The organism is Pseudomonas sp. CFBP 13719 (assembly GCF_014842095.1).
Taxonomy (GTDB): domain Bacteria; phylum Pseudomonadota; class Gammaproteobacteria; order Pseudomonadales; family Pseudomonadaceae; genus Aquipseudomonas.
Map to the genome: position 1 here is coordinate 42,039 of NZ_JACYVB010000002.1, position 12,149 is coordinate 54,187.

Consider the following 12,149-nt stretch of genomic DNA (forward strand, 5'->3'; position numbering starts at 1 on the left):
TTGCCAATTGACGAAACGGCAATATACCGTATAATCGAATTTATTAAACCGTCAAGCTGGAATACTGTTAGATGAAGCACACCATCTGGTTCAACGCAGGTCTTTGGGTGATGGCAGAAGCCATCGAAGCAATTCGCGAACAAGAGGCGGCTGTAGCTGAGGCTGAACAAGTCGTAGGACGCCTGATCGTCACCCACACCAACCCACACTTCATCGGGTTCGGCATGGCGGATCACGCTGAACTCGAACCGTCCTTCAGTGATCAGGCATCCTATGCGCGATGGGCGCTGGAGTTCGTCAAGGCACATGGTATTGAGTGTATCGTGGCAAGCCGCAACCTTGAAGCTTTGGCACTCAATGCCGAAGCCTTTCAAGCACTTGGGGTAAAGGTGCTGACCGCATGCGACTTGGCGGATTGGGATGCTATTGACGACAAGATCGCTTTTTATAATAAATTGCAAGCGGAAGGTGCTGGTGAGATGCTTCCCCGATGGGCTACTTGGCGCTCTGATCTGTCAAGCAGTCTTCACGAAGCAATTTCTGCGATTACCCAGCATCAGGAAGGGGAACCTTCGCGTGACGCCTGCATCAAGCCGGCACGGGGCATTTTTGGCCAGGGTTTCTTCCATTTCAAGGAAAAGCCGGACGTTGAGCAGTTACTGTTCAACGTGGATGCCAAGCTCATGGAGCCCAATCGCTTCGTTCCCCTTGCCTTCGTAAATGGTGAGGCCAAGGGGCATTCTGACTGGATGGTCATGGAATTCATGCCCGGCTCGGAATTTTCCGTAGATTGCCTGGCTTGGGATGGGAAACTGGTGTCAGCAGTGGCTCGTGAAAAGCGATCCCCATCCAATCATGGTCAGCTCATCGTCAACAACCCTTGCATCGAGCAGTACTGCCAGCAGCTAGCAGGCATCTTTCGCATGCAGGGTGTTTTCAATGCTCAGTTCAAGGTGGATGTCACCGGAGCCTTGCGTGTTCTGGAAATCAATCCTCGGTTCTCGGGTGGCATGGGCATGAGCCTACTGTCGGGCGTGAACCTTGTCTGGTGGTGGATCAAGCTTGCCTATGGTGCTGATCCCGCCACTGTTCCCGCCCCGACTGAAGGTGCGCGGGTCTATTCGTGGCGCAAAGCCGTGCGCCTCCCCGACATTCGCGGCAAGGAGTCACAAGCATGAACATGCTGGAAACGCCACCATTCACAACCTATCACCACAGCCTGCCGACAGGAGACCTGCAAGTGCACGTCAATCAGGCTGGCTGGGATTTTGACAAATGCATGGATATCGGTGCACGCATCAATCCAAAGCGCGGTTTTCTGTTTGTCAGCAAATTGCTGGGCAAGCACATTCCAACCCCCACTGATCTCATCTGCGAAGCTCATGAGGCGCTGCTTGACCATCTGGCTCCCCGTCTGAAGCCAGGGAAGCCGATGACATTCATCGCCATGGCCGAGACCGCTACGGGGCTGGGCCATGGCCTTTACGAAGCTGCTTTGCGTCGATTTGGCGCTGATCAGCCTTGGGTATTTCTGACGTCAACGCGCTACGACATGGGCGCGTTTCCCCGGATCGACTTTGTCGAGGAGCACTCACACGCCGCCTCGCAGTGGATGTACCTTCCTCAGGGTAAGAATCTGGGTATCTTCCTGGAAAGCCAGGACGTTGTGCTGATCGATGATGAGGTATCGACCGGGAAAACCTTCTTGAATCTAGAGCACGCACTCAAGCCTCACATGCCCTCGCTTGAATCTGTCTCCTGGGTAACCTTGACCAGCCTGGCCAGTGAAACCGCTCGGCCAAGTGTGTACTTGCTCAATGGCTCATTCAGCTTTGAAAGCAAGCCGCTGGATATCCCTGCGCCACAGTCCGTGGGAGCTCCCATGAGCGCTGTAGGAGTTCTGTCTCCATCCTGGGGGCGCATGGGCATCAAGGGTCTGATGAAGCCGCCTGAGGGCTTTGCAGATGCCTTGACGAAGATCATTGGCGGCACACCCAACGATAAGCCTGTTTTGGTGCTGGGCCAGGGTGAATTCATGCACGCTGCGGTGATTGTCGCCAAGGAGCTCGAATCGGTAGGCGTTCAGTGCATGGTTCAATCGACCACTCGCTCTCCTGTAATGGTCTGGGGCGCCATTGGCAGTGCCTTGAAGGCTCCAGATCCGCTTGGGAACGGCGTTGACCATTTTGTCTACAACCTCGACCCCATGGCTTATGCCAAGGTGATCGTGCTCTGCGAAGCGGGAGCTACCGAGCAAACCAGGGCTTTCTGCCGCGAACTGGGCAATGCAAGCGTGCTGGAAATGGATGGCTGGTTGGCTTGATTGCCAAGCCAGGTCGTTGAATGCCGAGATATCGGTATATTGCATTGACAGAATGTCGCATAACCCATATATTGCCAAAAAAGCAAGGTAGCCATCATGACCCAATCAGCTTCTCCTCTCGTTTACTTTACCGACCTGGATCACACCCTGTTTCAGAGTCTTGCGAGTGATCCACGCGGCACTGTTCCCATGGCTGTAAATGCCAAGGAAGAGGATCATGGCTTTGCTCGCGCTGACCAACAGGCCCTTTTCAATCAGATGATCAGCTCTGGTATCGTTATTCCAGTTACTGCGCGCTCCCACGAGCAGCTGGAACGGGTCAATGGTTTCGTGACAGGGCAGCCTTACGATATTGCGCTGACTGATCTTGGCGCCTCCTTGCTGGTTCGCGACAATAACGGCGATGGCCTGTGGCATGCTATCGCAAGCTGGACTGAGTCCTACCTTCAGTTCGCACACCCTCACATTCGCCGCCTGACCAAGGATTACGAAATCATCGAAGATTGGGTTCGCAACTCCGAACTCAGCGGACAAGTTCAGATTGATTTGATCCAGCTGGGCAAGCTGCATTTGCCGCTGTACATCGTTCTGACCGTGAAAGGTGAAGAGGACGTGAAGGCGCAAAACGTGTCCTGCGTACGACGTCGCTTTGCAGAGCCGATCGCACGTGCTACTGGCAAGTACCAGATCCATGAAACTGAGGGTCAGATCTGCCTGTGGCCGACTTTCGTCAGCAAGGGTATTGCTGTTGAGCGTCTGCAGAAAGCTCTACGCGATGGCCTGGGTGATGAGCGATTTGATCGCGCTCGTGACTACTTGAACCTGGGTGCCAGCGTTTCGATGGGCGTTGGCGATTCGACGACTGATCTTGAATTCATGCGCCACACCGATTTCATGGTGGTGCCGAAAACTTCGCAGATCAGCACGATTCTGAATGCGCAAGTAGTCAAGATGCTGGATAAGGAATCCATGTGATGATCAACTCCTACGCCCGTGGTGACGTCCAGGTACTGCTGGAGCAGATCAATCCCGTCTTTTTCACGGTTGAAGAAAAAGAAGCTGCAATCCAGAACGGCGTGCACTACAGCGAGATTCTTTCTGCTGAGAAAATGCCAGATCAGTCCTACCAGGATCTGTTCCAGCAGCAAGTCGAGACTGAAGGCCCAGCCATGGCCAAGCGCTTCCATGATCTGGCAGCAATCATTGCTTCTACTCGCAAGAAACCGGTGATTGTGTCGCTCGTGCGTGGCGGCACGCCCATTGGTGTGGTGCTCAAGCGTGTACTTTCCCATTACGGGGTTTCAGTCTCTCACTTCACTGTATCGATCATCCGTGACCGTGGGCTCGATTTGGTCGCAATCGAAAAGATCCTGAGCCTGGGTCACAAAGCGGAAGACCTGACTTTCGTTGATGGCTGGACAGGAAAGGGGGTGATCCGCAAGGAGTTGTCCGAATCGATCTCGGCGCTTCGCAAAAAGCATCCTCAGATCAAAGACGAGCTGTATGTGCTGTCTGATATTGCTGGAGTGGCTGATTATGCCGGCACTCGCACTGACGCCCTGATCCCCACCTGTCTGCTCAATGCAACCGTATCCGGTCTTCTTTCTCGTTCTGTGTACCGTCAGTCTCAAGGTATCCCCTTGATGCACGGCGCCGCCTACCTGGAAGACCTCGCATCGGCTGACCTGAGCCAATGGTTTGTCGAGCGCATGATGCACTTCATCCAGCCGCAGCTGGGCGGCGGTTTGCTCAACTTCATCTCCAAGGGCCGCGCCGCCTGTGAAAACGTGCGACAAAAGTCGATTGTGGCAGAAGAAATGCACCAGATGATCCGGCGCATCCTGTCGATCGAAGGGGTCACCGACCGCAACATGATCAAGCCTGGCATTGGCGAAGCCAGCCGCGTGCTGCTCCGCAGAGTGCCGGATTTGCTGATGCTGCGCGATGACAAGGATCCATCCGTAGAACACCTGATTCGTCTGGCCAACGCCAGAAACATTCGAATCAAAGTCTGCCCCGATCTCAAGATCCAGGCTGTGGCGATCATCAAGAGTGTCGGTAACGACTAACCCTTTTCTAGAGGTAATTAAGGATGCACGAATTGACTGACAGAGAGCGCCAGGCGCTTTCTCTGGGCGCTACCATGTACGTGCCCGGCACACGCGAAAACCTGGAGGCGGTGGTTTGCCAGCGCAAAACTGCTGCCAGATCGCTTGTGATCTGTACGGAAGATGCGGTGGAGGAGTCACGCGTCTCCCAGGCTATCGACAATATTCGTGCAGCCTTGCCTGGCATGATGAATCTTGAGCGCGACGGTGTTCAGGTTTTCATTCGCCCTCGCAATCCAGCAGTTCTTCGACAGCTTCTGCAAGACGACAACATCCGCAATTGCAGTGGCTTTGTCCTGCCTAAGTTCTCGCTTGAAACTCATGACGAGTGGGCAGAGGCACTCGAAGGTGCCCCTCCGCTGCTGGGGGTGATGCCTACGCTTGAGACAGCCTGCGTATTCGACGTCAAGTCAATGCAGTTGCTGGGCCTCCTCCTGCGAAAAGGCTCCCTGTCCAGTCGCGTGATCGCACTGCGCATCGGCGGCAACGATTTGTTCAATTGCCTGGGTCTGCGTCGTCCACGCAATCTGACCATCTACGACACGCCCCTGGGTTTGACAATTGCTCAGTTGGTGTCGGTGTTCAGGCCACAAGGATTCATGCTCAGCGCCCCTGTTTTCGAGCATTTCCAGGACATCGAAACGATGAACCGTGAACTGATTTTGGACAAGGCGCATGGCTTGATCGGCAAGACAGCCATCCATCCGTCCCAGCTGGCAATCATTGAAGATATGCTGGCGCCTTCGGCAATGGAGATCCAGGAGGCAGAGGCTATCCTGGCCGAAGATGCCCCGGCTGTCTTCTCACTTAACGGCAGTATGTGTGAGCCGGCAACCCATTTGCGCTGGGCCAAGATGATTCGTTTCATCAGCGAGCGCTCTCAAACCAATAAGCTACGCATCGTAGCCTAACCAAGGAGTACACCATGAGCTTTCTCAAAAATCTGGGCAAAAGCATCACCGCCAGCGCCAAGCGCTTTGCACCCGCTTCCCTGACCCCCGAAAAACGCTTTGCTCGTGCGTTGGTGACTTCTTCGGCCCTGATTACGATGGCCGATGGCAGTGCCGAGGAGAGCGAAATCGAGCAGGCGAGTCAGATTATCAGCGGCCACAACAGCATCAAGCAGTATCTGACGCCCGCCGAAGCGCACGACATGTACGCCGAGATCATCGAAGAACTCGTCACGGCCTACAAGAACCCGACGTCGCGCCTGATGGAGGTGAACAAGCGCGTTGCTGAAATTGGCGACACTGTGAAAGAAGCCAGCTGGCGCCGCGAGATCATCGAATTCGCCAACGTGATGGCCTCAAGTAACAGTCGCGGTCGTGCGGGCGCTGACGAGCAGGCGATCATCGACAAGATCAAGACCATCCTGGCCTGACGGCCTGCTGCGGCTTAAAACCCGCAGCGCAATGATGTCAATTTATAGGATAACCGAACATGCGTATCAGCCTGTCCAAAGTAGAGCAAGAAGCACCGGAACTGGTGTCTGCCTACAAGCAGACCAAGATCAGTCTTGCAAAGCACGAACATTTGCGTGATCACATTGCTCGCGTAGCCCTGGTGCTGGATATCTCGGCGTCCATGAGTGGCCTGTATAACAGCGGCCTCGTCGACCGCCTGGTTGCCAAGGCCATGCCTGTTGGACTCCAATTCGACGATGATGGTGAGATCGATGTTTTCGCCTTTGGGGTCGATTCTTACGAGATAGCCAGCTATGGCATGGCTGATTACAAGGGTTGCGTTAGCAGCATCTTGGAGCGCCACAATCTTGAGGGAGGTACCCGCTATGCACGCGCTCTTGAGTTGCTGGAGGCCAAATATGCCAACAGCACCGACCCGGTTTATGTGATCTTCGTCACTGACGGAGATACCGAGCAGGCGGACAAAGTCAGCTACCTGATTCGGAAAATGTCCAAGCTGCCTATCTTCATCCAATTTGTTGGCTTAGGCGAGCAGATCCCACCAGAAGGCTTTGATATCGATGGCAACGCGGAGCCTGCGCCTGCTAAGAAAGCAGGATTCTTCGCACGACTGCTCGGGGCTTCTGGCTCTACAGCAAGCGCGTCATCTCGCCGGCCCAGCACCAGTGGTTTCAAGTACCTGTGTGAGCTCGACAGCATGGGCGGCAGGGAGGTGGACAACTGCAACTTCTTTGCACTCAAAGACCCAGCATCGGTTAGCGATGAGCGCTTTTATGAACTGCTGATGAACGAGTACCCGTCTTGGGTGAAGGAAGCAAAATCCAAGGGCATTCTGAATTGATACTGGGCAGGCCCAGTCACCCGGCTGGGTTTGTCAAATATTGACACTGAAAGCTTTTTGCAATATATTCAAAAGTAATAGAAATGGAGTGTCGCCGTGATTCTTGCTACCTACACACTGATCGTTGTATTGCTGGCTGCACTCTCAAGCTGGGTGGCATTCAAGGTCACAGCCAAGAAGCTGTACACCCTGGTGGTGCCGCTGATCGTTCTGGCCTTTGGCTATCTGCTCTGGATCGGCGTACTGGAAAACGTCGCTGCCCGCCGTTGGGGCGGGACAATGAACGTCACGCTGCCAGAAAACGCTCAACTCATGAGCATGACCTGGAAAGAGGACTCTCTGTGGGTGATGTACTACGACCAGACCACTCAAAAATGCATCTTCGCTGAGGATTCCCGCCTGGGCGTTCTCCAGGGTGATGTTCAAGTCAAAAACTGCAAGCCCCTGGGATTAAAGCCATGAGCACTTACTCGCTTGGCCACATCATGGACTCCATCTGGAAGAGACTTCCAAAGGGAGACTCCCTGCTGAGAATGAACCCATACTCCATGCCCAATCCGCATGAATTCTTGTTGACCGCTGGCCGCAAGATCATTGAATTTTGCGGGGAGGAGGGTGCTCTCCTGTATGCCCAGCTTCCCAAGGAAAAAGACCGCAATGCCTGGTACAGGCTAGTCGCTGCCTGGGCGTTCCATTTCAAAGGCCGTGAAATGCTGAGTCGTGCGCAAGTGGCAGACGAGCTGTCAATCGACCCTTCGAATTTGACCAACTTTCTCAATGGCAAGCGACCCCTGACGTCCAACGCCCTGCTGAGCATCGCCAAATTCATGGGCATCCAGCCGTACGATATTCGCCCTGAGCTCGGAGCGCATAGTGCCGACAAGCAGAATCGCGATCATTGCAAGTTGATCCTCAGTGTTGAGCGCAGCCTCAAGGATATCGAGCGTGAAATCCAGGCCTTGGCCCGTGAAGGTGTGAAGGTGGACTCGCTCCTGCTCAAAGTAAATAAGACCCTGACGGGCATAGCCCGATAATGTCGGGCGTCTGTCACCGCTATTGGCAATATATGCAATAACCCTTTTATGCCCGCTCTTTAATTGGTATTATCCTACTAAATCAGTAGGAGAAAGCTCATGGCGTACAGTGAAAAGGTTATTGATCACTACGAAAATCCGAGGAATGTCGGCAAGTTCGACGCCTCCGATCCCTCGGTAGGTACTGGCATGGTGGGAGCGCCTGCCTGTGGCGACGTCATGAGACTCCAGATCAAGGTAAGCCCTGAAGGAGTCATCGAAGATGCCAAATTCAAAACCTATGGCTGTGGATCTGCCATCGCCTCAAGCTCATTGGCCACTGAATGGCTCAAAGGCAAGACTCTCGATCAAGCAGCTGCCATCAAGAACAGCGCCATAGCTGAAGAACTTGCGCTCCCACCCGTCAAAATTCACTGCTCAGTGCTGGCCGAAGATGCCATCAAGGCAGCAGTTGCAGATTTTCGTGCAAAAAGGCAGGCATCATGATCGATCTGGCACTGACAGCAGCCGCAACCGCGCAAATCCAGCGCTCTCTTGAAGGTCGCCAGAAAGGCTTAGGCATTCGCCTCGGTGTTCGCACGACGGGCTGTTCTGGGCTGGCTTATACCCTTGAATTTGTAGATGAGGCTGATCCAACCGATTTGGTCAAAGCAGAGGCCGGATTCAGTCTTTACGTTAGCCCCAAGCATGCTGTTTATTTAAAGGGCCTGGAGGTCGACTACGTCCGGCAAGGCCTGAATCACGGTTTTGAGTTCCTCAACCCCAATGAGAGCGGTCGTTGCGGTTGCGGTGAATCATTTTCCATCTAGCACGGTTTCTTGCTGATGCTTTAGTCTGAGAGTATCGGCGCACCCCTCATTAGGACACCCTCGTGGAACCCAATCGCTCATCGCAGATGCAAAGTCTTGTGATCGCCATTCACGAACATCTGGTCAGAAAAAACTACTTTGACGCCCATTACCTGATCGACAGCATGACGACGCTTGGGAGTGCCATGACTGCTCAAGACGATGTGCCCCCAAGTTTCTGGCATCGCGTCAATGACATCATGGTCAATCTCTTCATTGGGGCGCCGGCAAGCGAAAGCGGCTTTACCTTCGTTCGAGCACTCTCAAAACTCAAGATCCTTGAACATGCGCAGCTTTCCCTTCGTCCAGGATTCGATGCGATGGGGCAGCATTTTTTAGAAAGCACCTACACTGGACATGAATCAAGCGAGTTCATTCGCATGGCCAATACCCTGATTGGCGATGACACCAAGGCATTTGTCAAACCCCGTGTCGTTCACCTGTTGGCGATGGCCAAGTATCTGGAGCCAAGGTCAGACTGCTACGCACTGGACGTCAGTGTGTTGCGAGAAAGGATCAAGACAAACAATCGATTCATTGAAGATATCGGGTCGATCATCAATCCCTTGCTTCAGCGTTTTTCAGAAGCGCCACAAGATCCTCGCAACCTGCTTGTTGCCGAGAAACTGGCTGAGCCTCTGTATGCTCTCATCAAGGAGCTCGCATCTGCGCCTGGGATTGCCAAGATCAATCTCTTCCTGACCAACCTTTCATGGCTTTGCATCACTCGCAGCGAAGTGGGTGAGTTCACCCTGGAGCACCCTGTTAGCCTCTGCAACCCTAAGAGCCTGGGAGAGCTATGCGCCGCATTGCTTCAAGATCAGTACCCTGCGATACACAAATCTGTGTCCGACCCGCTGAGCGACATCTCCGACACTTACAGCAAGGCCGCCCAGCTGGTTGATCTGATGCGTGCTCATGTCGAACCAGCCCAAAGGCGCGACGCTATGACGACCCTTTTTTGTGCCCTGTTGGCTTCGCACCACTACTATGTGGGATCATCGCATAGCCATGAAGCCGAGCAGGTAACGTCATTTCTTCAGGATGTCTACCCAGAGATCGATCTGCAGCGGGCGGAATCGACGATGAAGAGAAGGCACAGCATGAAGCTCACCCTGTATATTAAGAATCAACACAGGAACGATTTGGGCAAGCTTTCGTCGCGCTCCCGCGATAACTTGTTCGGACATGATTTGGGGCTTTGACCTTGTCGAACATCAAAGAAGATCTTGCTTATCGGGGCGAACTCAACAGACGAATGAGTGTTGAAAAGATGCCCTTTGAGTACGGCCTGCTGCTGTCTGTACGAGACGGTCAGGATCGTGAGGTCGCCGATCGCATCAGGCTGATGTCTGATCATGGGAAGTTTCCAGCCTTCTTTCGGCTTGACCTGAAGGATTCTGATCTTGAAGCCCTCTATGTCATTGATAAATTCCACATCCAGCGTGAACGCCTCCTCATGGGAATCGTGGAATACCTGGAAGAGGATGATGTAACGCCAGAGCAGGGTTATCGGCTGATGCCGCTCCTAGATCTCCTAGGCAGTCGACCCTTCATGATTGACACGAAGCGGGATGTGCTCCTCAAGGGCCGTCTCTATTTTGCTCTTAAAAAAATCATGCCTGCTTCTGATGCGCTGCGAACCTATGAACATTTTGTTTCCTATGATCAAAAGCCTTACCACGGCGCATCTTACAACTCCTTTTTTGAGCGAGCCATCTCCTTTGCCATAAAGGGGGATAATCCCGAGGGGTCGCAAGAGGATCTTAAATCAATCGCCAGTTGCCGGCATATGATCTTCATCCGAGAAGAAGCAGAGGCTCGCAGGTGGATAATGCAGCTTCACTCTATAGGCTTGTATCTGGATAGATACAAGGGGCAGGATAATGGTGCCATCACTCATTTGGGGCACGTCCGCGCCAAACACCTGATGCATTGGCTGGAGACAACATCCTCCGTTGAAGCGATGCAGCCATTCATGTCTACCAAAACCATCGGATCTGCCAAGAACGCCATAGCTGCTTTCCAGCAGTACGTTGTCGTCATGACGGCTCTTGATCGCATCAACAAGGAACAGCCTCTCAAATTCGATGTTCAGACTCCGTTGACCCGGCACGCCCTGAAGCTTGTCTCCAGGTTTCTGGACAAGATGTCATCGCGCCACTGGGAAGAGCTGAGAGCACTGGACAGTTTGACGGTGGATTGGAAGTCGATATGCCAAAAAACATCGGTTGAGAATCAGGAAATTTTGGTGCTACAACTGCCCCAAGTTCTAAGTGATGTCACGCACAAGGCTCGCGATCGTCATTTCATGGGGGATTTGGGGCTGTGAATGCTCAGAAAATGATTGAATCCTGGGAGCGTCACGAGTTTGGTGCGTGTCTCTCCCACTTGGCGCTCTTGTCTGATGGAGACCTGTTGCAGCTATCAGGTGAAATTCCCGACGCAAAAATTGGCGCATTTTGCTCGATCTTCTTTTTTTCGAGGCACATGACCAACGAGCAAACCAGCGCTTACGCCCGTCTGCTGGAACACAAATTCCAGACAGTAGCTCGCAGACGCAACCCTCAATCAGTGATGGATATTGGAAAGGCCTGCTCGCTGCTATCACTTTGCGTTCCTGAGCTTATGGAGTCCAGCTATGAACGCAAGGGTCTTCAAGCAATGAAGGACATTTTCCGCGCTTATACAGCGTCCCTGGCTTGCCTTAAGGTTCAAGTAGAGTTCGGAGAGCCTGCTTTGATCAACAAGGGCATGGTTGAGCGCTGGGCAGAAGCGCTGACCTACGATTTCGGCATGATTGATAAGGTCGATCCAGACACCCTGGCATTCATCAACAAGATGGTGACCCTGAGGGGGGATCGAGTAGCTTCAACCATGATTTATGCGCTGAAGCAAAAAGCGTCACACTCCCCGGCTGAAGAGCGGCCAGGCGAATTTTCAGACGGCATTGAGCAGATGGTGAACACCATGGCCAGCCATGATCTGCTCATAGTCCCAAAAGACGTGGAGTCCTTGGTAAAGGAAGCAGACCACCTTCCACAGTACTACCTGAACCATGAGTCCAAAAAACTGTGGGCCGCACGCAGTTCGCTACTTACTCATCTTCTGGATCCTGATGAGGGTGGCAGGTGGTTGGGTAATAGCTATTCCAAGTCAGGGCGCAAAGTCCTCGACCCCGTAGGATTGAAAAGACTCAGGGGTGCGATCGAGTCAGCGCTCGACAAGCCCGAATCCCAGGGGCTGGAACATTTAGCCTGGCGCAGTAAGGTTGGGCTGATCAACGCAATGTCCCGGTTGCCTGGTAATCAGAATGTTACTGAAAACCTGATTGTGAATTTGATTCGCCCTTGTGAAGATGATCACGTCAAATGGATCCTTTCTCAGGTCACCAGGAAGGCCTCCTTACTGATAGCCAGAGGGATTGGAAGAAAGATTCCTGAGCGAGTGAGTCTTATCACCCCAAGGCTTGGAGAAAAGTTGTTAGCAGTAGATTTGGGCCTTTGAAGCCACACACTCATGCCAGCAATTATATGTATAATCGGGGAAACTTATGATGCCTGATATGGAG

14 protein-coding genes are annotated in these 12,149 nt (G+C 53.1%); all 14 read left to right on the plus strand.

Features of this window, described 5'->3' with window-relative positions; translation table 11 throughout:
• Positions 1 to 71: 71 nt before the first annotated feature.
• The 14 genes from IFT57_RS05285 to IFT57_RS05350 all read left to right on the plus strand — a co-directional run bounded on the left by IFT57_RS05285 (position 72) and on the right by IFT57_RS05350 (position 12,085).
• The gene (locus tag IFT57_RS05285) at positions 72 to 1,178 is read left to right on the plus strand and encodes an ATP-grasp domain-containing protein (RefSeq protein ID WP_122531458.1); all 1,107 of its coding nucleotides are present in this window, start codon (positions 72 to 74) and stop codon (positions 1,176 to 1,178) included.
• Positions 1,175 to 2,323, plus strand: a complete 1,149-nt coding sequence (locus IFT57_RS05290) for a phosphoribosyltransferase domain-containing protein (protein WP_122531457.1) — start codon at positions 1,175 to 1,177, stop codon at positions 2,321 to 2,323. Before IFT57_RS05285 ends, IFT57_RS05290 begins: the two co-directional genes overlap by 4 nt.
• Positions 2,324 to 2,419: 96 nt before the next feature.
• Positions 2,420 to 3,298 carry a hypothetical protein gene (locus tag IFT57_RS05295; RefSeq protein WP_122531456.1) on the plus strand — a complete coding sequence of 293 codons (879 nt, stop codon included), beginning with the start codon at positions 2,420 to 2,422 and terminating at the stop codon, positions 3,296 to 3,298.
• On the plus strand, positions 3,298 to 4,392 hold the full coding sequence (locus tag IFT57_RS05300) for a cysteine protease StiP domain-containing protein (RefSeq protein ID WP_122531455.1): 1,095 nt from the start codon (positions 3,298 to 3,300) through the stop codon (positions 4,390 to 4,392). The genes IFT57_RS05295 and IFT57_RS05300 overlap by 1 nt, the downstream gene beginning before the upstream one ends.
• A 23-nt stretch (positions 4,393 to 4,415) precedes the next feature.
• Positions 4,416 to 5,342, plus strand: a complete 927-nt coding sequence (locus tag IFT57_RS05305; RefSeq protein ID WP_122531454.1) for an HpcH/HpaI aldolase/citrate lyase family protein — start codon at positions 4,416 to 4,418, stop codon at positions 5,340 to 5,342.
• 14 nt (positions 5,343 to 5,356) lie between these two features.
• Positions 5,357 to 5,812, plus strand: a complete 456-nt coding sequence (locus tag IFT57_RS05310; protein WP_122531453.1) for a hypothetical protein — start codon at positions 5,357 to 5,359, stop codon at positions 5,810 to 5,812.
• A gap of 59 nt (positions 5,813 to 5,871) precedes the next feature.
• Positions 5,872 to 6,696, plus strand: a complete 825-nt coding sequence (locus tag IFT57_RS05315) for a VWA domain-containing protein (protein WP_122531452.1) — start codon at positions 5,872 to 5,874, stop codon at positions 6,694 to 6,696.
• Positions 6,697 to 6,792: 96 nt separating this feature from the next.
• Positions 6,793 to 7,158 (plus strand): hypothetical protein, encoded by a 366-nt coding sequence (locus IFT57_RS05320; protein ID WP_122531451.1) that lies wholly within the window; start codon positions 6,793 to 6,795, stop codon positions 7,156 to 7,158.
• Positions 7,155 to 7,730 carry a helix-turn-helix domain-containing protein gene (locus tag IFT57_RS05325; RefSeq protein ID WP_122531450.1) on the plus strand — a complete coding sequence of 192 codons (576 nt, stop codon included), beginning with the start codon at positions 7,155 to 7,157 and terminating at the stop codon, positions 7,728 to 7,730. The genes IFT57_RS05320 and IFT57_RS05325 overlap by 4 nt, the downstream gene beginning before the upstream one ends.
• Before the next feature lie 99 nt (positions 7,731 to 7,829).
• The gene (gene iscU, locus IFT57_RS05330) at positions 7,830 to 8,216 is read left to right on the plus strand and encodes a Fe-S cluster assembly scaffold IscU (protein WP_122531449.1); all 387 of its coding nucleotides are present in this window, start codon (positions 7,830 to 7,832) and stop codon (positions 8,214 to 8,216) included.
• Entirely contained in the window at positions 8,216 to 8,539 is a 324-nt protein-coding gene (locus tag IFT57_RS05335; RefSeq protein ID WP_241032768.1) for a HesB/IscA family protein, read from the plus strand. The genes iscU and IFT57_RS05335 overlap by 1 nt, the downstream gene beginning before the upstream one ends.
• A gap of 62 nt (positions 8,540 to 8,601) precedes the next feature.
• Positions 8,602 to 9,783 (plus strand): hypothetical protein, encoded by a 1,182-nt coding sequence (locus IFT57_RS05340; RefSeq protein ID WP_241032731.1) that lies wholly within the window; start codon positions 8,602 to 8,604, stop codon positions 9,781 to 9,783.
• Positions 9,784 to 9,785: 2 nt separating this feature from the next.
• Positions 9,786 to 10,910, plus strand: coding sequence for a hypothetical protein (locus tag IFT57_RS05345; RefSeq protein WP_163020513.1), 1,125 nt, complete (start codon positions 9,786 to 9,788; stop codon positions 10,908 to 10,910).
• Positions 10,907 to 12,085 carry a hypothetical protein gene (locus tag IFT57_RS05350; protein WP_122531446.1) on the plus strand — a complete coding sequence of 393 codons (1,179 nt, stop codon included), beginning with the start codon at positions 10,907 to 10,909 and terminating at the stop codon, positions 12,083 to 12,085. The genes IFT57_RS05345 and IFT57_RS05350 overlap by 4 nt, the downstream gene beginning before the upstream one ends.
• Positions 12,086 to 12,149 lie beyond the last annotated feature (64 nt).

What these genes read in the sequence shown, in the direction of transcription:
- IFT57_RS05285 (WP_122531458.1), top strand. Translation starts at nt 72, where the DNA reads ATGAAGCACACCATCTGGTTCAACGCAGGTCTTTGGGTGATGGCAGAA.
- IFT57_RS05290 (WP_122531457.1), top strand. Translation starts at nt 1,175, where the DNA reads ATGAACATGCTGGAAACGCCACCATTCACAACCTATCACCACAGCCTG.
- IFT57_RS05295 (WP_122531456.1), top strand. Translation starts at nt 2,420, where the DNA reads ATGACCCAATCAGCTTCTCCTCTCGTTTACTTTACCGACCTGGATCAC.
- IFT57_RS05300 (WP_122531455.1), top strand. Translation starts at nt 3,298, where the DNA reads ATGATCAACTCCTACGCCCGTGGTGACGTCCAGGTACTGCTGGAGCAG.
- IFT57_RS05305 (WP_122531454.1), top strand. Translation starts at nt 4,416, where the DNA reads ATGCACGAATTGACTGACAGAGAGCGCCAGGCGCTTTCTCTGGGCGCT.
- IFT57_RS05310 (WP_122531453.1), top strand. Translation starts at nt 5,357, where the DNA reads ATGAGCTTTCTCAAAAATCTGGGCAAAAGCATCACCGCCAGCGCCAAG.
- IFT57_RS05315 (WP_122531452.1), top strand. Translation starts at nt 5,872, where the DNA reads ATGCGTATCAGCCTGTCCAAAGTAGAGCAAGAAGCACCGGAACTGGTG.
- IFT57_RS05325 (WP_122531450.1), top strand. Translation starts at nt 7,155, where the DNA reads ATGAGCACTTACTCGCTTGGCCACATCATGGACTCCATCTGGAAGAGA.
- iscU (WP_122531449.1), top strand. Translation starts at nt 7,830, where the DNA reads ATGGCGTACAGTGAAAAGGTTATTGATCACTACGAAAATCCGAGGAAT.